At 69.5% G+C, this 24951-nt stretch carries 19 protein-coding genes; 13 read left to right on the forward strand and 6 right to left on the reverse strand.

Annotated elements, in window-relative coordinates:
• Positions 1-29: 29 nt before the first annotated feature.
• Positions 30-1049, reverse strand: a complete 1020-nt coding sequence (locus WJ12_RS22855; RefSeq protein ID WP_059559718.1) for a zinc-dependent alcohol dehydrogenase family protein — start codon at positions 1047-1049, stop codon at positions 30-32.
• Positions 1050-1176: 127 nt separating this feature from the next.
• Between WJ12_RS22855 and WJ12_RS22860 the strand changes: the two genes are divergently transcribed.
• The 6 genes from WJ12_RS22860 to WJ12_RS22885 all read left to right on the forward strand — a co-directional run bounded on the left by WJ12_RS22860 (position 1177) and on the right by WJ12_RS22885 (position 7494).
• Positions 1177-2130 (forward strand): LysR substrate-binding domain-containing protein, encoded by a 954-nt coding sequence (locus WJ12_RS22860; RefSeq protein WP_059559717.1) that lies wholly within the window; start codon positions 1177-1179, stop codon positions 2128-2130.
• A 147-nt stretch (positions 2131-2277) separates the two neighbouring features.
• The gene (locus tag WJ12_RS22865) at positions 2278-4236 is read left to right on the forward strand and encodes an arylsulfatase (RefSeq protein ID WP_049031087.1); all 1959 of its coding nucleotides are present in this window, start codon (positions 2278-2280) and stop codon (positions 4234-4236) included.
• Positions 4237-4252: 16 nt separating this feature from the next.
• The gene (locus WJ12_RS22870; RefSeq protein ID WP_059559714.1) at positions 4253-5302 is read left to right on the forward strand and encodes a formylglycine-generating enzyme family protein; all 1050 of its coding nucleotides are present in this window, start codon (positions 4253-4255) and stop codon (positions 5300-5302) included.
• A complete protein-coding gene (locus WJ12_RS22875) occupies positions 5299-6111 on the forward strand; it encodes a MetQ/NlpA family lipoprotein (protein ID WP_069245824.1) in 813 nt (270 codons plus the stop codon). Before WJ12_RS22870 ends, WJ12_RS22875 begins: the two co-directional genes overlap by 4 nt.
• A complete protein-coding gene (locus tag WJ12_RS22880; protein WP_034188372.1) occupies positions 6105-7091 on the forward strand; it encodes a hypothetical protein in 987 nt (328 codons plus the stop codon). Before WJ12_RS22875 ends, WJ12_RS22880 begins: the two co-directional genes overlap by 7 nt.
• Before the next feature lie 76 nt (positions 7092-7167).
• Positions 7168-7494: an antibiotic biosynthesis monooxygenase family protein gene (locus WJ12_RS22885; RefSeq protein WP_034188371.1), complete on the forward strand. Its 327-nt coding sequence runs from the start codon at positions 7168-7170 to the stop codon at positions 7492-7494.
• 10 nt (positions 7495-7504) lie between these two features.
• On the opposite strand, the gene WJ12_RS22890 is transcribed toward WJ12_RS22885, so the two are convergent.
• Both WJ12_RS22890 and WJ12_RS22895 read right to left on the reverse strand, forming a co-directional pair.
• Positions 7505-8332 carry a hypothetical protein gene (locus WJ12_RS22890; RefSeq protein ID WP_069245825.1) on the reverse strand — a complete coding sequence of 276 codons (828 nt, stop codon included), beginning with the start codon at positions 8330-8332 and terminating at the stop codon, positions 7505-7507.
• Between the two features lie 155 nt (positions 8333-8487).
• Entirely contained in the window at positions 8488-9420 is a 933-nt protein-coding gene (locus WJ12_RS22895; RefSeq protein ID WP_011356169.1) for a LysR family transcriptional regulator, read from the reverse strand.
• A gap of 206 nt (positions 9421-9626) precedes the next feature.
• Here WJ12_RS22895 and WJ12_RS22900 point away from each other — a divergent pair, with 206 nt between their 5' ends.
• From WJ12_RS22900 to pdeR, 4 genes are all read left to right on the forward strand, one after another.
• Positions 9627-10400, forward strand: a complete 774-nt coding sequence (locus tag WJ12_RS22900; RefSeq protein ID WP_069245826.1) for a putative hydro-lyase — start codon at positions 9627-9629, stop codon at positions 10398-10400.
• Between the two features lie 84 nt (positions 10401-10484).
• Positions 10485-11783 (forward strand): MFS transporter, encoded by a 1299-nt coding sequence (locus WJ12_RS22905; RefSeq protein ID WP_034188368.1) that lies wholly within the window; start codon positions 10485-10487, stop codon positions 11781-11783.
• A gap of 120 nt (positions 11784-11903) precedes the next feature.
• Positions 11904-15548: a hydantoinase B/oxoprolinase family protein gene (locus WJ12_RS22910; protein ID WP_069245827.1), complete on the forward strand. Its 3645-nt coding sequence runs from the start codon at positions 11904-11906 to the stop codon at positions 15546-15548.
• Positions 15549-16108: 560 nt separating this feature from the next.
• Entirely contained in the window at positions 16109-18112 is a 2004-nt protein-coding gene (gene pdeR, locus WJ12_RS22915; RefSeq protein WP_034188366.1) for a cyclic di-GMP phosphodiesterase, read from the forward strand.
• A gap of 48 nt (positions 18113-18160) precedes the next feature.
• Here the strand turns inward: pdeR and WJ12_RS22920 are convergent, their stop codons facing one another.
• Positions 18161-19024 (reverse strand): crotonase/enoyl-CoA hydratase family protein, encoded by an 864-nt coding sequence (locus tag WJ12_RS22920; protein WP_069245828.1) that lies wholly within the window; start codon positions 19022-19024, stop codon positions 18161-18163.
• 420 nt (positions 19025-19444) lie between these two features.
• Between WJ12_RS22920 and WJ12_RS22925 the strand changes: the two genes are divergently transcribed.
• Both WJ12_RS22925 and WJ12_RS36480 read left to right on the forward strand, forming a co-directional pair.
• Positions 19445-21352, forward strand: a complete 1908-nt coding sequence (locus WJ12_RS22925) for a DUF3857 domain-containing transglutaminase family protein (protein WP_069245829.1) — start codon at positions 19445-19447, stop codon at positions 21350-21352.
• Positions 21353-21421: 69 nt separating this feature from the next.
• The gene (locus tag WJ12_RS36480; RefSeq protein ID WP_167361897.1) at positions 21422-21592 is read left to right on the forward strand and encodes a hypothetical protein; all 171 of its coding nucleotides are present in this window, start codon (positions 21422-21424) and stop codon (positions 21590-21592) included.
• A gap of 59 nt (positions 21593-21651) precedes the next feature.
• Here the strand turns inward: WJ12_RS36480 and WJ12_RS22935 are convergent, their stop codons facing one another.
• Entirely contained in the window at positions 21652-22710 is a 1059-nt protein-coding gene (locus WJ12_RS22935) for an AraC family transcriptional regulator (protein ID WP_069245830.1), read from the reverse strand.
• A 70-nt stretch (positions 22711-22780) separates the two neighbouring features.
• Between WJ12_RS22935 and WJ12_RS22940 the strand changes: the two genes are divergently transcribed.
• Positions 22781-23983: an MFS transporter gene (locus WJ12_RS22940; protein WP_034188362.1), complete on the forward strand. Its 1203-nt coding sequence runs from the start codon at positions 22781-22783 to the stop codon at positions 23981-23983.
• A gap of 49 nt (positions 23984-24032) precedes the next feature.
• Here WJ12_RS22940 and WJ12_RS22945 read toward each other — a convergent pair whose 3' ends face one another.
• Complete coding sequence (locus WJ12_RS22945; protein ID WP_034188361.1) at positions 24033-24911, reverse strand: aldo/keto reductase family oxidoreductase; 879 nt, start codon at positions 24909-24911, stop codon at positions 24033-24035.
• Between the last annotated feature and the right edge of the window lie 40 nt (positions 24912-24951).

A 24951-nucleotide genomic window follows, 5' to 3' on the forward strand; every position in this document is an offset into this window, starting at 1 on the left:
CGCAGGCGGCCGCCCGCCGCCTGCGTTGCTTACGACGCGACGCGGATCACGACTTTCCCGAAATGCTGCCCCGACTGCAGGTACGCATACGCCTGCGGCGTTTCGTCGAAGCCGAACACGCGATCGACCACCGGCTTGATGCGCTTCGCATCGACGAGCCGCACGACGTCGTCGAGCATCGCGCGGCTGCCGACCATGAACCCGTGCAGTCGCCGGACGCCGCCGATCAGCGACAGCAGCCCGAGTTCGGGGCCGCCGAAGCTGCTGAGGCCGCCGATAACCGACACGATGCCGCCCATCTTTGCCGCCGCCACCGAGCGCGGCAGCGTATCGCGGCCGCCGACTTCGACGACCAGATCCGCGCCCGCGCCGTCGGTGAGCCGCAGCACCTCGTGTTGCCACTCGGGCGTGGCGCGATAGTTGATCGTTGCGTCCGCACCGAGCGCGCGGGCGCGTTCGAGTTTCGCGTCGCTCGACGAGGTCACGATCGTGCGCAGCCCGGCCGCATGCGCGAGCTGCAGCGCGATGATCGACACGCCGCCCGTGCCGAGCAGCGCGACGGTCGCGCCCGGCGCCAGTCCGCCGTCGACGAACAAGGCGTTCCACGCGGTGATGCCCGCGCACGACAGCGTCGCGGCTTCGTCGTAGTCGAGATGAGGCGGGATGGCGACCAGCGCGGCTTCGTCGGACACGAAGCGTTCGGCGAGCACGCCGTCGAAATGGGAACCGGCCGATCCGGAGACTTTCTGCGGCGTGACCGGCCCGTCGATCCAGCGCGGGAAATACGTGTTGATCACGCGATCCCCCGGCTTGAACCGCGTGACGTCGCGGCCGATTTCGACGACTTCGCCGGCGCCGTCCGCGACCGGGATCAGCGCTTCGGTGCCGATGCCGAGATAGTCGCCGCGCGCGAACATCAGGTCGCGATAGTTCAGCGAGGCCGAGTGGATCTTCACGACGACGTCGGTCGGTCCGACCGGGTGCTGCGTCGCGTCGATGCGCCGGAGCCCGGCAATGCCGTCGCCCGGTTTGATTTGCCATGCATGCATGTTCGCTCCTGTTCAGAGATAGTCCGGACTATCATAGTGTTGCGCCGGGGGACGCATTGGCGAGAATTTGGCCAATGATTGTCGCCAGTGCGGACACAAATCAGCCATTCCACCGGAGCGGACTTGCATGGATGAGCGGTTGAGGGGCGTTGCCGAATTCGTCGACGTCGTGGAGTCGGGCAGCTTCGCGGCGGCGGCGCTGCGCCTGGGCATGACGCGCTCGGCCGTGGCGAAGATCGTCGCGCGGCTCGAACAGCGTCTCGGCGCGCGGCTCCTGCAGCGCACGACCCGCCAGATCGGGTTGACCGACGAAGGGCTTGTCTATTACGAGCAGTGCCGGCGGCTGCTGGCCGAACTCGGCGAGACGGAAGCCGCGCTCGACGCGGGCCGCCGCGAGCCGGCCGGGCGCGTGCGGATCAGCGTGCCCGTGCTGTTCGGCCGGCAATGCGTGGCGCCCGTCGTGCGGCGGCTCGTCGAGCGTCATGCGCGGCTCGAAATCGACATGTCGTTCAGCGATCGCGTGGCCGACCTCGTGAACGACGGTTTCGACATCGCGGTGCGCATCGGCGCGCTGGCCGACACGAGCGCGCTGGTCGGGCGGAAGCTGGGCGTGCAGCGCATGGGCATTTGCGCATCGCCCGCGTATCTCGGCCGGCACGGGCGGCCGTCGGGGCTCGACGAACTGGCGTCGCACGTCGGCATCGCGTATTCGCGCGGCGGGCAGCCGACGCCGTGGCGGGTCATCGGCGCGGACGGCGCCGTGCACGATCATCGTCCGGCCGGCCGCCTGAGGTTGGACGACCTGCTGGCGATCGCCGATGCCGCCGCCGCCGGGGCGGGCCTCGCGTGGTTGCCGTGCTGGCTGATGGCGCCTTATGTCCGTGACGGCCGTCTCGCGCTCGTGATGGACAGCGACAGCGTGTCGGGTGCCGAGGTGTACGCGGTGCGGCCGGCATCGCGCCACGTGCCGTCGAAGGTGCGGGTGGTCGTCGACGCGCTGATGGACGAGATTCCGGGCATGCTGGCGTCCGATGACGCCGATGGCGAGCGCGTGCCGCAGCGCGGCGCCCACGCTTCGTAGCGGCCCCGCACGTCCGGGCGGCGCGATACGTGCCAGGCGGCGCGCATCGCATATTCCTGCATCCCGTTAGCATGTGACGAATCCGACTTTGGCCGCCGCGCGCGCGCGGCTAAGATCGCCGATCCCGTAGATCGAGCGTCAACAATAATGAAAAAGTCCGCGTCGCCGTTGCATGCTTTCCGTTTCCGTGTCGTCTGTGCCGCGATTGCCGGCGCGGTGTCGCTCGCCTCGTGCGGCGGCGTCGACAGCAATTCGCCGCCGCCGCAGGCCAACACGACGCCGCCGCAGGCCGCGAAACGCCCGAACATCCTGTACATCATGGCCGACGACCTCGGCTATTCCGACATCCATGCATTCGGCGGCGAGATCAACACGCCGAACCTCGACGCGCTCGTCGCATCGGGCCGCATCCTGTCGAATCACCACACGGGCACCGTCTGCGCGATCACGCGCGCGATGCTGGTGTCCGGCACCGATCACCATCTCGTCGGCGAAGGCACGATGGGTGTGCCGACCGACGAGCGGCGCGGCTTGCCCGGCTACGAGGGCTACCTGAACGACCGCGCGCTGTCGTTCGCGCAACTGCTGAAGGACGCCGGCTATCACACGTATATCGCGGGCAAGTGGCACATCGGCTCGGGGATCGTCGGCAGCGCGACGGGCAGCGGGCAGACGCCCGACCAGTGGGGCTTCGAGCGCAGCTACGTGCTGCTCGGCGGCGCGGCGACGAACCACTTCGCGCACGAGCCGGCCGGCTCGTCGAACTACACGGAAGACGGCCGCTACGTGCAGCCGGGCCAGCCCGGGCAGCCGGGCGGTACGGGCGGCAGCCCGGCCGTGTTCTATTCGACCGACTTCTATACGCAGAAGCTGATCTCGTACATCGATTCGAACCAGCGTGACGGCAAGCCGTTCTTCGCGTATGCGGCCTACACCTCGCCGCACTGGCCGCTGCAGGTGCCCGAACCCTGGCTGCACAAGTATGCGGGCGTGTATGACGCCGGCTACGACGCGATCCGCAACGCGCGGATCGCGCGGCAGAAGGCGCTCGGCCTGATTCCCGCCGACTTCAAGCCGTTCGACGGCCTGCCCGAAACGACGGCCGCGTCGCCCGCGACCGCGAACAACGGCACCGCGAACGCGAAGTACATCAGTGCCGTGCATTCCGCCGCGGACGGCTACAGCGATTACGGCCCCGGCAAGGTCGACAAGCTGTGGTCGAGCCTGTCGCCGGCCGAGCGCAAGGCGCAGGCGCGCTACATGGAGATCTACGCGGGGATGGTCGAGAACCTCGACTACAACATCGGCCTGCTGATCCAGCACCTGAAGGACATCGGCGAATACGACAACACGTTCATCATGTTCCAGTCGGACAACGGCGCGGAAGGCTGGCCGATCGACAGCGGCGCGGACCCGACGGCGACCGACACCGCGAACGCGCAGGAGCCGGTCTATTCGGCGCTCGGCACCGACAACGGCAAGCAGAACGCACAGCGCCTGCAGTACGGGCTGCGCTGGGCCGAAGTGAGCGCGGCGCCGTACCGGCTCACGAAGGGCTATTCGGCCGAAGGCGGCGTGTCGACGCCGACGATCGTGCGCCTGCCGGGCCAGTCGCAGCAACTGCCGACGCTGCGCGCGTTCACGCACGTGACCGACAACACGGCGACGTTCCTCGCGATCGCGGGCGTCACGCCGCCGTCGCAGCCGGCGCCGCCGCTCGTCAACACGCTGACGGGCGTCGACCAGAACAAGGGCAAGGTGATCTACAACAACCGCTACGTGTACCCGGTCACGGGCCAGTCGCTGCTGCCGGTGCTCACGGGCTCGGCGACGGGCGAGGTGCACACCGCGCCGTTCGGCGACGAAGCGTACGGCCGCGCGTACCTGCGCAGCGCCGACGGCCGCTGGAAGGCGCTGTGGACCGAGCCGCCGCTCGGGCCGCTCGACGGTCACTGGCAGCTGTACGACCTCGCGTCGGATCGCGGCGAGACGACCGACGTGTCCGCGCAGAACCCGTCGGTGATCAGCACGCTCGTCGACCAGTGGAAGACCTACATGAGCAACGTCGGCGGCGTCGAGCCGCTGCGTCCGCGCGGCTACTACTGATCGCGGGGACGACACGATGCGGTTCCGCTTCTGGACGACCGGCGCGGCGCTTGCCGCCACGTTGTTCGCCGCCGCGTTCGCGGTGGGCTATGCGAATTCGGCGGCGCCGGCAGGCGGCGCGTTCGACGACCTGAATCGCGGCCGCGCGCTTGCGCCGCTCGGTTCGGAACACCAGTGCGAACGCTATTCGGGGCTGCCGGCGAAGTGGCGCGACGATCCGCAGGCCGGGATGGTGCACCTGCGCGGCGGCGCGTTCGTGTTCGGCAGCACGCGCGGCTATGCGGACGAGCGTCCGGCCGGCGACGGCCGCACGCGCGTCGGCGGCTTCTGGATCGACCAGACCGACGTGACGATTGCGCAGTTCGCCGCGTTCGTGCAGGCGACCGGTTACGTGACCGAAGCCGAGCAGCAGGGCGGCGCGGCGGTGTTTCATGTGCCGACGCGCGACGAGATGAATGCGCGCGACCTTGCGTGGTGGTCGTGGGTGAAGGGCGCGTCGTGGCGCCATCCACGCGGGCCCGGCAGCGACGTGGAAGGGCGCGGCAACCTGCCCGTCACGCTCGTCACGCAGCGCGACGCGCTCGCGTATGCGCGCTGGCTCGGCCGCGACCTGCCGACCGAAGCGGAATGGGAATACGCGGGCAAGGCTGGCCGCGACGACGCATCGCTCGATGCGGCGCCGCGCGACGCGCGGGGCAAGCCGGCCGCGAATTACTGGCAGGGCGCGTTTCCGGTGCTCGACACGGCCGAGGACGGGCATGCGGGGCTCGCGCCCGTCGGCTGCTACGCGGCGAACGGGTTCCGGCTCTACGACATGATCGGCAACGCATGGGAATGGACGAAGGACGCGTACACGGGCCCGCACCAGTCGCATACGAACGGCGACACGGCGGCCGTCGCCCCGCCGACGCGCCGGCACGATACGCCGATGGTCATCAAGGGCGGCTCGTTCCTGTGCTCGCGCGATTACTGCGTGCGTTATCGCGCGTCGTCGCGCGAACAGCAGGAAGCCGATCTCGGGGCGTCGCATATCGGCTTTCGCACGATCCTGAGGGACGCGTCATGACGAAGGGTTTCGTGCGCTGCGTGGCCGTATGGCTGCTGGCCGCGTGGGGTGTCGCGCATCAGGGATCGGCAGTGGCGGCCGACACCGCTGCGCCGGCGGTACGCGTCGGCGTCACGCGCGGCGTGCATGCGCAGATCCTGGACGAAGTGAAGCGGGTTGCCGCCGCGCGCGGGCTGGGTGTCGACGTCGTCGAATTCGACGATGCGTCGCGCATCGACGCGGCGCTTGCCGACGGCCGGATCGACGCGGCCAGCTTCGAGGATGCGCAGCAGCTCGCGGCGACGCGCGCGCGCAAGCGCTACGCGCTGACCGAAGTCGTGCCGACCGTCACGCTGCCGATGGCGTTCTATTCGCGCAAGCTGAAAAGCCTGAACGAACTGCGACCGGGTGCGACGGTCGCGCTGCCCGCCGATCCGCGCGGGATGGCACGCGCGCTCGTGCTGCTGCAGAACGACACGCTGGTGACGTTGCGCGAACAGGCCGGCCTGCACGCGACGCTGCGCGACGTGACCGGCAACCGGCTCGGGCTGAAACTCGTCGCGCTGCGCCGCGACCGTCTGTATGCGGCGCTCGATACGGCCGCGTTCGTCGCGATCGACAGCGAGGACGCCGCCCGCGCCGGGCTGCAACCCGCGCGCGACAGCATCAGCCTCGAGGACGCCCGCTCGCCGTATGCGAACGTGCTGACGGTGCGCGACGCCGATCGCGCGAAACCGTGGGTCGCGCAGCTCGTCGCCGCGTATCACTCGGACGACGTCGCGCGCTTCATCCTCACGCGCTACCAGGATTCGGTGCGGCGGCCGTGGTAGAGACCTATTCGCTTGCCTGCCACGCATGCGGACGCTGCTGCAACAGCGCGCCGGCGCTGTCGTTGCGCGAACTGTTCCGGCATCGTCATCGCTTCGTCGGCGCGCTGACGATCCGTCGCGTGCCGAAGCGGCGGATCGGCGAACGCTGGCGTGCGGGCGGGCGCGAGCACGTGCTCGATGCGGATGATGTCGCGGCGTCCGATGCGCTGGCCGACCGGCTGTTCCATCGCATCGGCGGCGTGAACGGCGAATGGATCGCGGTCACGCTGCAGGGCTACGACTATCCGTCGCTCGGCCGTTGCGCGGCGCTGGCCGACGACGGCCGTTGCAGCGTGCAGGCGAGCAAGCCGTCGATCTGCAGCGCGGTGCCGCTCGATCCGATGCTGCCGGACCGGTTGCAGTCGCGCGTGCTCGCCGCGCGGCGGGACGACGCGGCATGGCTGGGCGCGAACTGCATCGTCGAGGCGGGCGCCGCGCAGGCATCCGTCGACGCTGCATTCCCGATTCCGCTGGTGACGGCCGGGCAGGTCGCGGATCGCGCGGCGCTCGACGCACATCGCGATGCGCTCGCGTTCGAGCGCGCGGTGTGGCGCGACGCCGTGTTCGCCGCGTTGAGCGATGGCGGGCAGGACGTGCGTCATGCGCTGTCGCGGCTCGCGCCGGGCGGCTACCTGACCGTGTCGATCGTGCCCGTGCTGCTGGCCGTCGCAGCGGTTTCCGCGCATTGCCGCGCGCTGTGCACCGACTTCATCGACGCGCAGCTTGCACTGATCGGTGCCAACATCGAAGCGGCGCTCGTCCGCCGGCGTGCGGACGACCGGCCCGCGACGCAGGAGTTGCGCGGTTTCGCGCAGGCGCTTGAACGCGCACGACACGCGCTGGCCGCGATGCCTTCGCCTGCTGCCGGAACGCGTGACGACGCGCCGCGCATCGATGCATGGCTCGACGACCGGCTCACCGCCGGCCCGCTCGCCGCGTAAGCGCCGCATGACGATCGCGGCACGCCGTGCGTGCCGTACACTTGGCGCTCTTTCAACCGTTCTCGATGGAGCGTGCATGTACGCGTCGACCTTCATTTTCCGTGCCGGGCGATACGACGACGAATTCCACCGGCTCGACCGGCAGATCGCCGACATGGCGCGCGCGACGCCCGGCTATGTCGGCGAGGAAACGTGGGAGAACGCCGAAGCGGGGTTGATCCAGAACGTCTACTACTGGGAATCGGAGGCGGCGCTGCAGCAGTTGATGCAGCATCCCGCGCACCTCGAAGCCAAAGCGAAGCAGGCTCGCTGGCTCGACGGCTATCGCGTCGTGATTTCGAAGGTGCTCCGCGAGTACGGTGACGGCAAGCTGACGCAGCCGCACGCGGGGCAACCGGCGTAAGCGTCGCCGCTCAGGCGGTCGCTCCGGTTTCACCCGGCGTGGCCGGGTCGCCCGCCGTGCGTTCCCAGATCGGGAACGTCGCGTTCTGGATCGACGTCTGCGCGTCGACGACCTTGCGGTGATCGATGCCGGGCAGGTCGAGCAGCCGGTCGACCGCCGCCTTCGCGCCTTCGGCATCCTGCGGAAATCCGCACGCGAACTGCTTGCGCGTATCGAACAGGAGCCACCAGACGTCCGACACGAACGGGCCCTGGTCGTTGGTTTCGATCACGACCGCACCGAGGTCGGACAGCGCGATCCCGCGCGTTGCACCGGTCTGGTCGGTCGCTTCGATGCGCGTGCCGGCCGCCGTGACGGTCCAGCCCGTTTTCCGGCCGGGCGGGCGGGCCGGTGACGGCGCGGCGGCGACCGCCGCCACGGCCGCCGCGCCGTCCTTCCGCTGGCGCCCGTCGATCCACGGCAACGCGGCGCCGCCCGCCATCGCCACGATCCACAGGTAGTATCCGGCGCCGAACGTGGTGATCTTTTCGTAGTTCGCGTCGGTCGGGATCGTGTGCCACCCGATCGCAAATACCACGACCACGGCGAGCAGCGCGGACACGGTGCGGTTCGGCCTGATCAGCGCGGCGATCAGCAGCGGATTGCCGAGCCACGCGAACTGCAGGTCGAGGATCGCGAGCCCGCCGAGCGCGAGCACCGTGTACCCGTGCCACCAGCTCACCGCGCCCGCGGCATTCGGCGGTTCGGCCGCGACGGGCAGCAGCAGCGACGCGACGTACAGCGCGACGATCACGGCGCGCGCGAGATTCAGGCGGGTGGAGGCGGAGCGGATCGGCATGTTGCCCTCTGGTCGTGCAGGAGCATGCGAAGCGATGAATGCCGGCCGGCCGTGCCGTCATTCTCGATGGAGGGCGCGATGGTGCGGACGCGCCGAAGGCGATTGTGGGCGATTCCCGCGGCGATGTCGAACGCGCGTCATCGGCCGCTGCAACGTCACAGCGCTTCGACCAGCAACCGCTTGCTCTTCTCGCAGTACTCGTGACACGCGGCCCGCGCGGCGATCGACGCGCCGTGCACGAATCGCGGTGCGTCCGCGCGTCGCGACATCGACACGACGATCGACGGCGGCGACGGCTGCAGCGGCAGCTCGACCACTTCGCCGCTCTCGATCAGCGCGTCGACGAACAGCACCGGAATCGCGGCGACGCCGAAACCGTCGCGCACCAGCTGCACGATCACCGAGATCGACGGCGAGCCGGTGATGCGCGTGTCCGACAGCGGCACGCCGTGCGCATGCGCGAGCGTGCGCACGATGTCCTCCAGCGCGCGATGGGGCGCGGTGCCGCGCCCGTACGTGAGGATCGGCTGGCGCAGCACCTGCCGCGCGAGGCCCGTGCGCGTGTTCGGCAGCAGCCCCGCGCGGGCGATCCAGCGCACCGGGTAGTTCGCGAGCGCGTCGCACACGACCGACGCCTCGTCGCTGCCCTCCACGCGGATGATCAGGTCGAGCTCGCCGGCCATCAGCCGGCGCTGCAGCACGACGCTCACGTCGACGGTCAGGTCGATCTCCAGCTGCGGGTAGTCGGCCGCGAGCCGCCGCATGTAGTGCGGCAGCCAGCTGTGCACGACGGTCTCGATCACGCCGAGCCGCAGCTTGCCGCGCAGCGCGCTCTCGCCCGAGGCGGCCGCCTGCAGTTCCTGCGTGGCCTCGACCACGGCCTTCGCATAGCCGAGCAGGTACTCGCCGTTCGGCGTGAGCCGGAATTCGCGACTGTCGCGATCGACGAGTACCGTCTGCAGTTCGTCCTCGAGCGCCTTCAGGCGCTGCGAGATCGCGGCCGGCGTCGCATGCAGCGCGGCCGCCGTCGTGCGGAAGTTGCGCAGCTTCGCGAGCGTGACGAAGGTTTCGAGAAAACGCGTGTTCATGGCGGATCGGGCGAAGGGGCGATGCGCAGCTTGCCGCTGAGGAAAAGTGAACGGGACCGGGGGAAACCCGAGGGGGCGTTAAGAAATTCTATACAAGAAGTGCAAAAAAACTCGTTGGCGGTCAATTTTTTTCCTTTCTATTCTTCGCCGTAACCGATGACACATCACCGTCATCCCGACGACAACCCGATTCGCGACAGAACCTCATGACGCCTTCCGAATTCCGCCAGTCCGTGCGCAGCGGCGCATTCCGCGGCCCGACCGCCGGCCATTGCGGCCCGTTCGCGCAAGCGAACCTCGCGATCCTGCCCGACGCGTACGCGCACGATTTCCTGCGCTTTTGTCAGGCGAATCCGAAAGCCTGCCCGCTGCTCGGCGTCGGCGAACCGGGCGCGTTCCGGATCGACGCGCTCGGCGAGGATCTCGACATCCGCACCGACGTGCCGAGCTACAACGTCTACCGCGACGGCCGCCTGACCGAGCGCGTCGAGTCGCTGGAAGCGCTGTGGCGCGACGATTTCGTCGTGTTCGCGATCGGCTGCTCGTTCTCGTTCGAGGACATGCTCGCCCGCGAGGGCATCGGCCTGCGTCACGTCGAGGAGCGGCGCAACGTGCCGATGTACCGCACGTCGATCGCGAACCGCCGCGCGGGCATCTTCGGCGGCCAGTTGGTCGTGTCGATGCGGCCGATGCGCGGCGCCGACGCGATCCGCGCGGTGCAGATCACGAGCCGGTTCCCGGGCGTGCACGGCGCGCCGATCCATATCGGCCACCCGCGTGCGCTCGGCATCGCCGATCTGGACGCCCCCGAATTCGGCGACGCGGTGACGATCCGCGACGACGAACTGCCGGTGTTCTGGGCATGCGGCGTGACGCCGCAAACCGCGCTGATGGACGCGAAGCTGCCGATCGCGATCGCGCATACGCCCGGCCACATGCTGATGACCGACATCACGAACGCATCGCTGGCCGTTTTCTGAATTCAGGGGCCGATGGACGGCCCAAGCCCGATACCCCGCACGCCCGATCGCCATTCGAACGCGCATAACGACAGGAGCACCACCATGGAAAGCAAGACCCTCGCGGCACCCGCCGCGGAGCCCGCGAGCCGAGCGCGCAGCGGCCTGTTCTCGTGGTACGCGGACGCACAGTCGCGCGAGCGCCGCGCATTCTGGAGCTGCAAGGTCGGCTACATGCTCGACGGGATGGATACGCAGATGCTGTCGTTCGTGATTCCGACGCTCGTCGCGACGTGGGGCATCTCGCTCGCGGACGCCGGCTTCATCGGCACGGTAACGCTGCTCGCGTCGGCGGCGGGCGGCTGGATCGCCGGCATCCTGTCCGACCGGATCGGCCGCGTGCGCACGCTGCAGCTCACGGTGCTGTGGTTCGCGGTGTTCACCGCGCTGTGCGGGCTCGCGCAGAACTACCACCAGCTGCTCGCGGCGCGTGCGCTGATGGGCTTCGGCTTCGGCGGCGAATGGACGGCCGGCGCGGTGCTGATCGGCGAAGTGATCCGCGCGCGCGACCGCGGCAAGGCCGTCGGGCTCGTGCAGTCCGGCTGGGCGATCGGCTGGGGGCTGTGCGCGCTGCTGTATGCGCTGCTGTTCTCGGTGCTGCCGGCCGAGCAGGCGTGGCGCGCGCTGTTCCTCGTCGGGCTCGCGCCCGCGCTGCTGGTCGTCGCGATCCGCCGCTACGTGAAGGAGCCGGACGTCTACGAGAAGGAGAAGGCCGCGCAGGCACAGGTGGCCGACGCGCCGCGCCTGACCGAGATCTTCGCGCCGAAGCTGATCACGACGACGCTGCGCGCGGCGCTGCTGACGACCGGCGCGCAGGGCGGCTACTACGCGATCACGACGTGGCTGCCGACCTTCCTGAAGACCGAGCGTCACCTCACGGTGATGGGCACCGGCGGCTATCTCGCGATGATCATCTTCGGTTCGTGGGTCGGCTACCTGACGAGCGCGTACCTGACCGACCGCCTCGGCCGCAAGCCGAACTTCATCCTGTTCGCGGTCGGCTCGATGGTGATCGCATTCGCGTACACGTCGCTGAACCTGACCAACGCGTCGATGCTGTGGCTCGGCTTCCCGCTCGGCTTCTTCGCATCGGGCATCTTCTCGGGGATGGGCGCGTTCCTCACCGAGCTGTTCCCGACCCGCGTGCGCGGTTCCGGCCAGGGCTTCTGCTACAACGTGGGCCGCGCGATCGGTGCGCTGTTCCCGTTCCTGATCGGTGCGCTGTCGAAGCAGTACGGGCTCGGCACGAGCATCGGCATCTTCGCGGTCGCCGCGTACGGCGTGGTGATCGTCGCCGCGCTGACGCTGCCCGAGACCCGCGGCCGCGAACTCGACGCCGCGTAAGCGGCCGGGCGGCCCGCCCTTCGTCCTGCTTCCCTTTTCATCGAGACCGTGACACGGCGTGCGACGCGCGCCGTGCGGCGGCGCTCGTCCCTCGATTCAACGACGCCTCGACCCGACATCATGACTGACCGACACCTTTCCTCCGTTCCCTCCGACGCCGCGCGCTGGCAATTCTGGATCGACCGCGGCGGCACCTTCACCGACATCGTCGCGCGCCGGCCCGACGGCACGCTCGTCACGCACAAGCTGCTGTCGGAGAACCCCGAGCAGTACCGCGACGCGGCCGTGGCCGGCATCCGCCACCTGCTCGGCCTCGCGGCCGGCGAGCCGATCACGCCCGCGCGCGTCGACATGGTGAAGATGGGCACGACGGTCGCGACCAACGCGCTGCTCGAACGCAAGGGCGAACGCACCGCGCTCGCGACGACGCAGGGCTTTCGCGACGTGCTGCGCATTGCCTATCAGAACCGGCCGCGCCTGTTCGATCTCGACATCGTGCTGCCGGACGCGCTGTACGAGACCGTCGTCGAGATCGACGAGCGCGTCGGCGCGCATGGCGACGTCGTCGTGCCGCTCGACGTTCAGGGTGCCGAAGCGTCGCTGCGCCGCGTGTTCGACAGCGGCGTGCGGGCGCTCGCGATCGTGCTGATCCACGGCTACCGCTACACCGCGCACGAACGCGCGCTGGCCGAACTGGCGCGCCGCATCGGCTTCACGCAGGTGTCGGTGTCGCACGAGGTGTCGCCGCTGATGAAGATGGTGTCGCGCGGCGACACGACCGTCGTCGACGCGTACCTGTCGCCGATCCTGCGCCGCTACGTCGAGCAGGTCGCGCACGAGATGCCGGGCGTGAACCTGCAGTTCATGCAGAGCAGCGGCGGCCTGACGCGCGCCGACGCGTTCCAGGGCAAGGACGCGATCCTGTCGGGGCCGGCCGGCGGCATCGTCGGAATGGTGCGCGCGGCGCGCGCGGCCGGCTTCGGCCAGGTGATCGGCTTCGACATGGGCGGCACGTCGACCGACGTGTCGCACTACAACGGCGAGTTCGAGCGCGAGTTCGAGACGCAGGTGGCCGGCGTGCGCATGCGCGCGCCGATGATGAGCATCCATACGGTCGCGGCCGGCGGCGGGTCGGTGCTCGGCTTCGACGGCGCACGGCTGCGCGTCGGGCCCGAATCGGCAGGCGCGAACCCGGGGCCGGCCGCGTACCGGCGCGGCGGCCCGCTGACGGTCACCGACTGCAACGTGATGCTCGGCAAGATCCAGCCCGATTACTTCCCGCGCGTGTTCGGCCCGCACGCGGACGAACCGCTCGACCGCGACGGCGTGGTCGCGAAATTCGCGGCGCTCGCCGACGAGATCCATGCGGCGACGGGGCGGCGCGAGACGCCCGAGGCGCTGGCCGAAGGCTTCCTGGAGATCGCGATCGGCAGCATGGCGAACGCGATCAAGAAGATCTCGGTGCAGCGCGGCCACGACGTGTCGCGCTACGTGCTGACGACGTTCGGCGGCGCGGGCGGCCAGCACGCGTGCGGCGTGGCCGACGCGCTCGGGATGACGCAGGTGTTCGCGCATCCGCTCGCGGGCGTGCTGTCCGCGTACGGGATGGGCCTGGCCGACCAGACCGCGATGCGCGAGCGTGCGGTCGAGGCCGTGCTGTCCGACGCATCGCTGCCCGCGTTGAACGCGGCGCTCGACCGGCTGGCCGACGAGGCCGTCGGCGCGCTGCTCGAACAGGGCGTCGCGCCGGAGCGGATCGCGACCGAGCGGCGCGTGCACCTGCGCTACCAGGGCACCGATTCGGCGCTCGACGTGCCGGCCGGCAGCGTCGACGCGATGCAGCAGGCGTTCGAGGCCGCGTACCGGCAGCGCTACGCGTTCCTGATGCCCGGCACGCCGCTCGTCGCCGAACTGGCGTCGGTCGAGGCGATCGGCCGCTCGGACGCGCCGGTCGACATCGCGCCGCTCGCGCCGCGCGGGGCGGGCGACGGCACCGCGCCGCGCGCCGATTCCGCGGTGCGCTTCCATTCCGGCGGCCAGTGGCACGACGCGGCGCTCTACGTGCGCGACACGCTGCTGGCCGGCGACGCGATCGACGGCCCGGCGATCGTCGCGGAGCAGAACGGCACGACCGTCGTCGAACCCGGCTGGCGCGCCGAGATGACCACGCAGGGCAACCTCGTGCTGACGCGCACGACGCCGCTGCCGACGCGCCGCTCGCTCGGCACCGACGCCGATCCGGTGCGGCTCGAGATCTTCAACAACCTGTTCATGTCGATCGCCGAGCAGATGGGGCTGCGGCTGCAGAACACCGCGTACTCGGTCAACATCAAGGAGCGGCTCGACTTCTCGTGCGCGATCTTCGACGGCGACGGCAACCTGATCGCGAACGCGCCGCACATGCCCGTGCACCTCGGCTCGATGGGCGAGAGCATCCGCACGGTGATCGAGCGCAACCGCGGCCGGATGCGCGACGGCGACGTCTACATGCTGAACGACCCGTATCACGGCGGCACGCACCTGCCGGACGTGACGGTCATCACGCCGGTATTCGCCGACGGCTCGGACGCGCCGCTGTTCTACGTCGGCTCGCGCGGCCACCACGCGGACATCGGCGGCACGACGCCCGGCTCGATGCCGCCCGATTCGACGCACATCGACGAGGAGGGCGTGCTGATCGACAACTGGCAGCTCGTGTCGGCCGGCGTGCTGCGCGATGCGGACACGCGCGCGCTGCTCGCATCGGGCCGGTACCCGGCGCGCAACGTCGAGCAGAACATGGCCGACCTGCGTGCGCAGATCGCCGCGAACCAGAAGGGCGTCGACGAATTGCGCCGGATGGTCGCGCAGTTCGGCCGCGACGTCGTGCTCGCGTTCATGGGGCACGTGCAGGACAACGCGGAAGAAGCGGTGCGGCGCGTGATCGGCGCGTTGCAGGACGGCGCGTACCGCTATCCGCTCGACAACGGCGCGGAGATTCGCGTCGCGATCCGCGTCGACCGCGCGGCGCGGCGCGCCGAGATCGATTTCACCGGCACGTCCGCGCAGCTCGACAACAACTTCAACGCGCCGAAGGCCGTCTGCATGGCCGCCGTGCTGTACGTGTTCCGCACGCTGGTCGGCGACGACATCCCGTTGAACGCCGGCTGCCTGAAGCCGCTGACGGTGATCGTGCCGGCCCGCTCGATGCTGAACCCCGAGTATCCGGCGGCCGTCGTGTCGGGCAACGTCGAGACGTCGTCGGCGATCACCAACGCGCTGTACGGCGCACTCGGCTGCGTCGCGTCGAGCCAGGGAACGATGAATAACTTCACATTCGGCAACGATCGCTACCAGTACTACGAGACGATCGCGGGCGGCAGCGGCGCAGGCAACGGTTTCGCGGGCGTCGGCGCGGTGCAGACGCACATGACGAACTCGCGGCTGACCGATCCGGAGGTGCTCGAATGGCGCTACCCGGTGCGGCTCGACTCGCACCGGATCCGCGCCGGGTCGGGCGGCGGCGGCCGCTGGCGCGGCGGCGACGGCGCGGTGCGGCGGATCCGCTTCCTCGAGCCGATGACCGCGTCGATCCTGTCGAACAACCGGATCCACGCGCCGTTCGGTGCGGCGGGCGGCGAAGCCGGCGCGCTCGGCCGCAATACGATCGAGCGGGCGGACGGCACGGTCGAGGCGCTCGACCATATCGGCCGCGCGCAGATGGCGCCGGGCGACGTATTCGTGGTCGAAACGCCGGGCGGCGGCGGGTACGGCGCGGCGGGCTGATTCGTGCGACCCGGCGCGGGCGGCCGCGCCGGGCTGAAATCATTGCAACGGACTGTGGAATAAAACAACGAATTCACGCACAAACGGAATCAAAAATGGCCGAAATCCGGTGCGCCGGCATGCGATCCGACCCTGTCTGAGCGGTGCCGCCAGTGCCATGCCGCGATCGCTCCGCGTCGACCGCAAACCCATGACCAGCAAGGCATTCAGCCGATTCCGCCACGCCGTTTCGCCGTGCCGCACCGGGTCTTTCGCCGGCCGCAAATCATGAAAAATCCCGCTTGCCAATCGAGTCCCGATTCCTTGACACTCTGCTCTAAATGTGAGTGCCAATCCTCATCGTCATTTGATAAGATGGCTCTCATCATTCGTTTGGCAAAACCTGCGCGCGTCACGCGCGAACGCCGGTCGCAGTAGCTGGAAACAAGTACGGGACGAGGCCCGCTGTCACGGCAATCACGGCTGACCTGCCGGAACGCGCTCGGCGCGGCCCGGGCAGGGCGGTCGGCCCGCTCGCCTCCGTCTACACTGTGCGTTTTTTTCTGGATCGGGGCGTGTCCATGGATGACGAAAACGATAGCGCGGTGCTCGAGGCGCATGTCGGTACGCGCAGCCCCTGCTGGCGTCTCGGCAGCGACAGCAACGCGCTCGAGCTGGCCGCCGTGCGCGGCCTGACCAACGTGGCGGTTGCGCTGACGGTCGAGCAGGCCGCGCGCGTGCGCGCGCTGACCGGCGTCACGTCGCATCTCGTGCTCGACATCGCGCTGTTCGGCAATCCGGTCAGCCTCCATCTGGTCGGCAGGAAGGTCAACACGACCGACTGGGCCGGCACGGCGTCCGCCTATTCCGATACCGCATCCGTCGCCGACGATCTGTCGCACGGGCTCGCCTTCGCCGAGCAGGTCGTGTCCGAAGTCAATTCGCTCGTCGTGATCCTCGATCGCAACGGGATGGTGCAGCGCTTCAACCGGCTGTGCGAGGAAGTGACGGGCAAGCGCGAGGTCGACGTGATCGGCCGCAGCGCGTTCGAGCTGTTCATGAGCCCCGAGCAGGGCGCGCAGTCGCGCACCAACATCACCGGCTTTTTCGCGAGCAACCAGTCGTACGCGGTCGAGCGCTACATCAACACGGTCAACGGGCCGCGCCTGTTCCAGTTCCGCAACAAGTTCGTGCAGAGCGGCAGCGGCATCGACGAGCAGTTCCTGATCTGCTCGGGCATCGACATCACCGAGGAGCGCAACGCGCAGCAGCGGCTCACCGAGCTGGCGAACACCGATGTGCTCACCGGGCTGCCGAACCGCCATGCGATCAGCGAGCGGATCCGTGCGGCGATCGACGCGGAGAGCCCCGACACGCGCGGCCAGGTCGGGATCCTGTTCCTTGACCTCGACAACTTCAAGCGCGTCAACGATCACTACGGTCACATCACCGGCGACCGCCTGCTGCAGGACGTGTCGTCGATCATCAGCGGCTGCCTGCCGTCCGGCGCGACGCTCGCCCGGCTCGGCGGCGACGAGTTCCTCGTGCTGTTCGAGCACGGCACGCGGCCGCTGCTCGAGGCGACCGCGCAGATCATCCTCGAACGGCTGCGCACGCCGATCCACCTCGGGCTGATGGAGGTCTACACGAGCTGCTCGATCGGCATCGCGATGCATCCGCAGCATGGCGATTCGCTCGAGACGCTGATCCGCAGCGCCGACACCGCGATGTACGTCGCGAAGGAGGAAGGCAAGCACACGTACCGCGTGTTCTCGCTGGAGATGAACCAGAAGGTCGCGAAGTACATGTGGCTCGACACGAACCTGCGCAAGGCGCTCGAGGAAGAGCAGTTCGTGCTGCATTACCAGCCGGTCGTCGATATCGCGACGGGCGACGTGCACGGCGTCGAGGCGCTGATCCGCTGGCAGTCGCCCGATCGCGGGCTCGTCGCGCCGATCGAGTTCATTCGTTTCGCGGAGGAGTCGGGGCTGATCGCGCCGCTCGGGCGCTGGGTGATGCGCACCGCGGCCGCACAGGCCGCCGCATGGAAGGCGAAGGGGCTCGGCATCCGGATCGCGGTGAACGTGTCCGCGCGGCAGTTGCAGGACATGAACATCGTGCACCAGTTCGCGTCGATTCTCGACGGCGCGGGGCTGAAGCCCGGCCTGCTCGACATCGAGCTGACCGAAAGCTGCTTCATCGAGGACGAGGATTCCGCGATCGGGCTGATGCGGCAGTTCCGCCAGCTCGGCGCGGAGATCCATCTCGACGATTTCGGCACCGGCTATTCGTCGCTGTCGCAGCTGTCGCGCCTGCCGCTCGATGCGATCAAGCTCGACCGCACCTTCATCACGGGCATCGACCGCAACCCGCGCTCGCAGGCACTGGTGCGCTCGGTCGTGTCGCTCGCGAAGGCGCTGAATTTCGCGGTGATCGCCGAAGGCGTCGAAACGCATGCGGAAGCCGATTTCCTCAAGCAGCTCGACGTCGATCACGCGCAGGGCTACTACTACGCGCGGCCGATGCCGGCGCAGGCGTTCGAGGCGTGGCTCGCGGAGACGCGGAAGCTCAGGCTGATCGCCTGAGCCTCGTGCCCGCCCAGGCGCCGCCGGTACGCGGCGGCGCCGGTTCCATTACACCGTGCGCAGCTTCGACACGCGGCGGTTCTGCAGCATCACCAGGCGCTCCATGTACGCGAGGTCCTTCGGCTCGATCGTGAACGCCGCATGCACCCACGATTCCGTGATGTCCATCAGCTCCGAGCGCGACAGCTGGAACACGCGCTCGCGGGCGCGCAGCATCGCGCGCACGCCGTTCAGCTTCGGTTTCGTCACGTCGATGAAGGTGCGCGTCGCGAGATACGCGTCGCCGGCGTCGAACGTCTGGTCGATCAGCCCGCGATCCTCGTACCACTCGGCCGCATGCGCCTCGCCGGTCGCGATCAGCGATTCCGCGAGGCCGCGGTTCGCCTTGCGCGCGACGAGCGAATAGCCGCCCATGCCCGGGAACAGGTTGAACGCGATCTCGGGAAACCCGAGCTTCACACCCTTCTGCGCGAGCACGTAGTGGTGCGCGAGCGCGGCCTCGAAGCCGCCGCCGAGCGCGCTGCCCTCGACCATCGCGATCGAGATCGCGCCGGTGCCGAAGCCCGTGTAGATCTCGTACACGCCGTCGATGCACGAGCGCGCGTAGGCCATCAGCTGGTCACGCCGGCCGCTGCGGATCGCGTCGACGAAGAAGCTCAGGTCGCCGCCGACGTTGAACAGCTCGGGGACGAGCGAGCCCGTCACCCAGAAGTCGAACGTGAGGCCCGAGTCGCGTGCGACGCGCGCGAGATGGATGATGTCGGTAACGAGTTGTTGGTTGAAGCACGGCCGCGGCTCCGATCGCAGCATCATCCACATGACGTTACGGCCTTCTTCGTAGAAGGCGGTCAGTTGCGACAGTTCGCCGGCTTCGTAAAACGGGCGGCACGCCGGATGGGATTGGAGTTGCATGGTATGTCCTCGTGAGATGTGGTTCTTGAAGACCATCGCGCCCGGCGCCACGCGGGGAATCGGGTTGCCCGCCGGGCGCCGGGCGCGAGGCATCGCCATTGTTGCGCGCGCACAAAAGACGAACTGCGGGGAACAACGCACGACCGGGACGCGGGCATCGATGGCGTTCGGACGGATAGGGCGGGTGAACGGATCGGGATCGGGCGGCGACGGCCGGCGTGCCGGACGGCACCGATACGCGCGGAAAGTCGGGAGACGGCGATGGGCCGCACGGCTTGACGCTCGCCGGCACGTCACCCACACTGGATCGCACGACGGCCATCGGGCGGGTGGTCCGTCATGCGCGTGTCATGCGGGTACGACCTGTCGCGTGGGCGCGCAGTCCCGACGCCCGGTAACGAACGCGCGGAGAGTCGCGACGTGGCACGTTTTGCTTCCCGATGGGCCGGCTGTCTGCTCGCCTGCGCCGTTGCGCTCGGCGCGGGAATCGCCGCGGCCGGCACGCACGACTCGCGCGAGTCGTCCGGCGCGGAAGACGAAGCCCCCGTCACGCTCGTCAGCGACGTCCACGAATTCGTGATCCAGCACGACGGCTCGCTCGACGAGCACGACGATTCGATACTGCGCGCGAACAATGCGAACGGCATCGACGCGGTCGCGCAGCGCTACGTGTGGTTCGACAAGCATCTCGAGCAGGTCGATCTGCTCGCGGCCGAGACGATCGATCGCGACGGCGTCGCGCATCTGGTCGGCGCGGACGGCATCCGCGACGTGCAGGAGCCGCGCTCGGCCGGCGCGCCGACGTTCCAGGACGGGTTGTTGCGCACCGTCGTGTTCCCCGGCGTCGAAGCCGGATCGAGCACGCGCGTGGCGTTCCGCAAGACGCGCACGAAACCCGTCAATCCCGGCTACTTCGGCTACTACGTCGAGCCGTCGCGCGAGCCCGTCGACAGCCAGCGGCTGATCTTCGACGTGCCGGCCGACATGCCGCTGCATGCGGACGCGCGCGGCTACGTCGCGCTGCCGCCGGTCACGGCGAACGGCCGCACGCGTTATGAATTCGATTACCGGCACGGCCCGTACGACCGCATCGAGAGCGGCGCGGTCGGCTATCCGACCTACGGCGACCGGCTCGTCGTGTCGACGCTGCCCGACTACGCGGCCTTCGCCGCCCGCTACCGCAACGCGGCCGTCGACCCGAGCGCGGGCGATCCGGCCGTCGTGCAACTGGCGCGCGCGCTCACCGCGGAGGCCGCCGATCCGCGCGACAAGGCGCGCATCCTGTACGACTGGGTGCAGGCGAACGTGCGCTACGTCGGGCTGTTTCTCGGCGAAACGGCCGCCGCGCCGCATCGCGTGACGGACATCCTGCGCAACCGCTACGGCGACTGCAAGGATCATGTCGCGCTGTTCGGCGCGCTGCTCGCGGCGGTCGGCATTCGCAGCGAGCCGGTGCTGATCAATCTCGGCGCCGTCTACACGCTGCCGTCGGTACCCGGTTACGGCGGCGGCGCGATCAATCATGCGATCACGTGGCTGCCCGACCTCGCGCTCTATGCGGACACGACGACGGCCGGCATCGCGTTCGGCTACCTGCCGCCGATCGTGATGGATCGTCCCGCGCTGCTCGTCGACACCGGTGTGCTGTCGCGCACGCCGGCCACGCAGCCGCGCGGCCGCATCGCGCGGGTCGGGATCGACGCCGCGCAACCGGGCGCCGCGCGTTTCAATGCATACGTCGAGGACAGCGGCTGGACGGCCGAACTCGAGCGGAACCTGTTTCGCCGGGCGCCGCACGATCGCATCGACGCGCTGGCGACCGAGCGTCTGAGGCAAAGCGGCCTGCGCGGCCGCGCGCAACTGTCGACCGGCGACCGGCGCGTGACCGAGGGGCCGTTCGACGTGACGGTCACCGGCACGCTCGATCATTTCGTGTGGCCCGACGGCACGACCGCGTTGCCCGCGCTGTCGAGCCTCACGGGCGGCATCGCGACGCAGGTCGAGAACTGGCTGGCCGAACCCGTGCGTACGCAGCCGTGGGGCTGCGTCGGCGGCACGTTCGACGAGACCGGGCAGATTGCACTGCCGGCGGATGTCGTCGTCACCGACCTGCCGACGGATGCGGACGTGCACGACCGCTTCGTCGCGTTCACGTCGCATTACGTGTTCGATGCGGCCGCGCGCATCGTCCAGGTCACGCGGCGGATGAAGGCGGATTTCGGTCGTCAGGTGTGCACGCCGGACGAATTCGCGGCGCTGCGTGGGGCGCTCGAACGCATCGAACGCGACACGCAGGCGCAGATCGTCGTGCGGGCGAAGCCGCGTTGAGCGGCGCGGGCACGACGTTCGCTACGCACGGGCGAATGGCCGCAACCGGCCAGCGTGCGGGAGGACATCATGACGGAACGGGATCACGAGATCGCCGAGCTCTCGAAGGACTTGCTGGGGCGGATCGTGCAGGGCACGATCGCGACCGGTGCAACGGTGAATGCGCAGCAGTGCGCGGCGCTTGCCGTGCAATGCGCGACGGCGCTGGTCGACAGGCTCGACGCGCGCAGCGGCGGCTGAACGCCGACGTGACGCCAACATGACGCCAGGCGACAATGCATGGCGCCGCGCGTCAGGCGTTACGCTTCGACACCGAGGTCGCCCTCCGCGCGCACCGCGCCCGGCGGCTTGCCCACCACGCGCTTGAACGCGCGGCTGAACGCGGCCAGCGAACCGTAGCCGAGCCGGTACGCGACGGCTTCGATCGTCTCGCGGTCGCGCGCGATCCACTGCGCGGCGAGCCGCATCCGCAACTCGGTCAGGTAGCGCACGGGCGTCATCCCGGTCGCCGCGAGAAACCGCTCGGCGAACACCGAGCGCGACACGCCCGCTTCGGTCGCGAGCTCCGCGACGCTCCAGTTGCGGCCCGGCTCGCGATGCAGCGCGACGATCGCGCGACCGAGCTTCGGCTCGCGCAGCGCCTGCACCCAGCCCGTTGCGTCGCCGCAGCCGCACTCGACCCAGCCGCGCACGATGAACGCCGCGACCACATCCGCGAGCCGCGCGAGGATGCCCGCGAAGCCCGCGCGCGCCGTGCATGCTTCGCGCTCCATCGCATCGAGCATCGGGCGGATTTCCGGGTAGCGCGCGAGCAGCGTGCCGACGTGCATGAACTCGGGCATCGTGCCGACCAGCGGCTGCATGCCGCCGAGATCGAGCTCCATGCACGCGCTGAAGATCAGCGCATCGCCGGCGCCCGGTTCCGTCGTCGCGCAGGTCGCGGGCGACACGCCGGCCGACGCCACCGACGCCACCGACGCCACCGTATCGCAGAGCGTCGCGACCTCGAAGCCGTTGATCTCGCGGCACGGCACATCGGGATCGGATACCAGCGCGTGCATGCCGCCATGCGGCAGCAGGATCGCGTCGCCGCCCTCGAGCCGCATCGTGGCGCCCGACGCGTCGCGCAGCAGCACGGGCCCGCGCACGACGAAATGGAACTGCGCGCGGCCCGGCGCATGGCCGAAGTTCAGCCCGAACGGCCGCGCGACCTGGATGCGGCGGTACTGCACGCCGCTCAGGCGCATCCCCAGCAGCAGCTCGCTGACGAGGTCGTGCGTGTCGGGAATCGGGGGCAGAAGGGGCTCGGACATAGCGAGATTCGGACGTTCGATCAATAAGCACGGATTGTATGTCATAGACCGTCCTGACGTGGTTCCTTACGATACGCCCTCATCAGTACTTTCCCTAACCGACACGGAACCACGCATGAATCCCGGAATCTCCTCGGCCGCCTCGACGGCGGCCCCCCGCGAACCGGCCTGGGGCGCGGTATTCGCGATGGCGCTCGGCGTGTTCGGGCTCGTCACGGCCGAATTCCTGCCCGCGAGCCTGCTGACGCCGATGGCCGACAGCCTCGGCGTGACCGAAGGCGTGGCCGGGCAGGCCGTCACGGCCACCGCGACGGTCGCGCTCGTCACGAGCCTGCTGATCTCGGCACTGACGCGCACGATCGACCGGCGGCGCGTGCTGCTCGTGTTCTCGGTGTTGCTCGTCGCGTCGAACCTGGCGGTCGCGTTCGCGCCCAACCTGACGATGCTGCTGATCGGCCGCGTCGTGCTCGGCATCGCGCTCGGCGGTTTCTGGACGATGGCGACGGCCACCGCGATGCGGCTCGTGCCGACGTCGATGGTGCCGCGCGCGCTGTCGATCATCTTCAGCGGCGTGGCGGTCGCGACGATCGCGTCCGCGCCGATGGGCAGCTACTTCGGTCACCTGATCGGCTGGCGCAACGTGTTCCTGATCGCGGCCGTGCTCGGCGGCGTCGCGTTCGTGTCGCAGCTCCTCACGCTGCCGTCGATGCCGCCGAGCGGCACGACGCGGCTGCGCACGCTGATCGACGTGCTGCGCCGGCCGACCGTCGGCCTCGGGATGTTCGCGACGATCCTCGTGTTCACCGGGCATTTCGCGTTCTTCACGTACCTGCGGCCGTTCCTCGAGCAGGTGGCCGGTGTCGGCGTGAACGGGCTGTCGGCGATCCTGCTCGGCTACGGCATCGCGAACTTCGTCGGCACGTCGCTGGCCGGCCGCGTGCTCGAACACCGGCTGCGGCCGATGCTGATCGGCATGCCCGCGTTGATGGTCGTGCTGGGCATCGCGCTCGTCGTGCTCGGCCGCGCGCCGGTGATCGACGCGGTGCTCGTTGCGTTGTGGGGGATGGCGTTCGGCGGCGTGCCGGTCGCGTGGTCGACGTGGGTCACGCGCACCGTGCCCGATGAAGCGGAGAGCGCGGGCGGGCTGATCGTCGCGGCGATCCAGCTGGCGATCGCGACGGGCGCGGCGGTCGGCGGCGTCGTATTCGATGCGAACGGCGCGGCCGGCGTGTTCGTCGGCGCGGCCGTCGTGCTGGCGGTCGCGGTCGCGACGATCGTGACCGGCGTGCCGAAGCGCGTCGGCGTGGTCGCGTCCTGAGCGGCCGGGCGGCGCGCGTGGCACGGGCCGCCCGGCGATCGTCCGCGCGTCAGGCGGCGCCGGCACCCGCGATGCGGTCGAGCGCCGCGAGCGCGTCCGCCGGCAGATCGAGGTCGGCTGCCGCGAGGTTCTCGCGCAGATGCGCGACCGACGACGTGCCGGGAATCAGCAGGAGATTCGGCGCGCGGCGCAGCAGCCACGCCAGCGCGACCTGCATCGGCGTCGCGCCGGTACGGGCCGCCACGCCGGACAGCGTCGACGACTGCAGCGGCGAGAAGCCGCCGAGCGGAAAGTACGGCACGTACGCGATGCCGTCGCGGGCAAGCGAGTCGATCAGCGCATCGTCGCCGCGATGCGCGATGTTGTAGTGGTTCTGCACGCAGACGATGTCGCAGAGGCGCCGGCCCTGTGCGACCTGCGCGGGCGTGACGTTGCTCAGGCCGATGTGCCGCACGAGCCCGCGCCGCTGCAGTTCGGCGAGCGTGGCGAGCGGCGCTTCGATCGATCCCTCGGCCGGCCCGTGCGGGTCGAACATGATGCGCAGGTTGACGACGTCGAGCACGTCGAGCCCCAGGTTGCGCAGGTTGTCGTGCACGGCCCGTTCCAGTTCGTCGGGTGCGAACGCGGGCAGCCACGACGCGTCGTCGCCGCGTCGCGCGCCGATCTTGGTGACGATCACGAGATCGTCGCGATACGGATGCAGTGCTTCGCGGATCAACTGGTTGGTCACGTGCGGGCCGTAGAAATCGCTGGTGTCGAGATGATCGACGCCGGATTCGACGGCTTCGCGCAAGACCTTCAATGCCGCGTCGCGATCCTTCGGCGGGCCGAATACCCCGGGCCCCGCGAGCTGCATCGCGCCGTAGCCGATGCGTTTGACGTGGCGATCGCCGAGCCTGAAGGTGGCGGTGGGGTGAATGTCGGGCATGACCGTACTCCTGTCGATGAGATGAATGCGCCCAGCATAG

The organism is Burkholderia seminalis (assembly GCF_001718535.1).
GTDB lineage: Bacteria > Pseudomonadota > Gammaproteobacteria > Burkholderiales > Burkholderiaceae > Burkholderia > Burkholderia seminalis.

Excerpts from the sequence above, each read along its gene's own strand:
- WJ12_RS36480 (WP_167361897.1), top strand. The coding sequence starts at position 21,422 with ATGACGGAACGGGATCACGAGATCGCCGAGCTCTCGAAGGACTTGCTG.
- WJ12_RS22895 (WP_011356169.1), bottom strand. The coding sequence starts at position 9,420 with ATGAACACGCGTTTTCTCGAAACCTTCGTCACGCTCGCGAAGCTGCGC.
- WJ12_RS22865 (WP_049031087.1), top strand. The coding sequence starts at position 2,278 with ATGAAAAAGTCCGCGTCGCCGTTGCATGCTTTCCGTTTCCGTGTCGTC.
- WJ12_RS22855 (WP_059559718.1), bottom strand. The coding sequence starts at position 1,049 with ATGCATGCATGGCAAATCAAACCGGGCGACGGCATTGCCGGGCTCCGG.
- WJ12_RS22900 (WP_069245826.1), top strand. The coding sequence starts at position 9,627 with ATGACGCCTTCCGAATTCCGCCAGTCCGTGCGCAGCGGCGCATTCCGC.
- WJ12_RS22870 (WP_059559714.1), top strand. The coding sequence starts at position 4,253 with ATGCGGTTCCGCTTCTGGACGACCGGCGCGGCGCTTGCCGCCACGTTG.
- WJ12_RS22910 (WP_069245827.1), top strand. The coding sequence starts at position 11,904 with ATGACTGACCGACACCTTTCCTCCGTTCCCTCCGACGCCGCGCGCTGG.
- WJ12_RS22920 (WP_069245828.1), bottom strand. The coding sequence starts at position 19,024 with ATGCAACTCCAATCCCATCCGGCGTGCCGCCCGTTTTACGAAGCCGGC.
- WJ12_RS22945 (WP_034188361.1), bottom strand. The coding sequence starts at position 24,911 with ATGCCCGACATTCACCCCACCGCCACCTTCAGGCTCGGCGATCGCCAC.
- WJ12_RS22860 (WP_059559717.1), top strand. The coding sequence starts at position 1,177 with ATGGATGAGCGGTTGAGGGGCGTTGCCGAATTCGTCGACGTCGTGGAG.
- WJ12_RS22940 (WP_034188362.1), top strand. The coding sequence starts at position 22,781 with ATGAATCCCGGAATCTCCTCGGCCGCCTCGACGGCGGCCCCCCGCGAA.
- WJ12_RS22935 (WP_069245830.1), bottom strand. The coding sequence starts at position 22,710 with ATGACATACAATCCGTGCTTATTGATCGAACGTCCGAATCTCGCTATG.
- WJ12_RS22875 (WP_069245824.1), top strand. The coding sequence starts at position 5,299 with ATGACGAAGGGTTTCGTGCGCTGCGTGGCCGTATGGCTGCTGGCCGCG.
- WJ12_RS22905 (WP_034188368.1), top strand. The coding sequence starts at position 10,485 with ATGGAAAGCAAGACCCTCGCGGCACCCGCCGCGGAGCCCGCGAGCCGA.
- WJ12_RS22885 (WP_034188371.1), top strand. The coding sequence starts at position 7,168 with ATGTACGCGTCGACCTTCATTTTCCGTGCCGGGCGATACGACGACGAA.
- WJ12_RS22890 (WP_069245825.1), bottom strand. The coding sequence starts at position 8,332 with ATGCCGATCCGCTCCGCCTCCACCCGCCTGAATCTCGCGCGCGCCGTG.
- pdeR (WP_034188366.1), top strand. The coding sequence starts at position 16,109 with ATGGATGACGAAAACGATAGCGCGGTGCTCGAGGCGCATGTCGGTACG.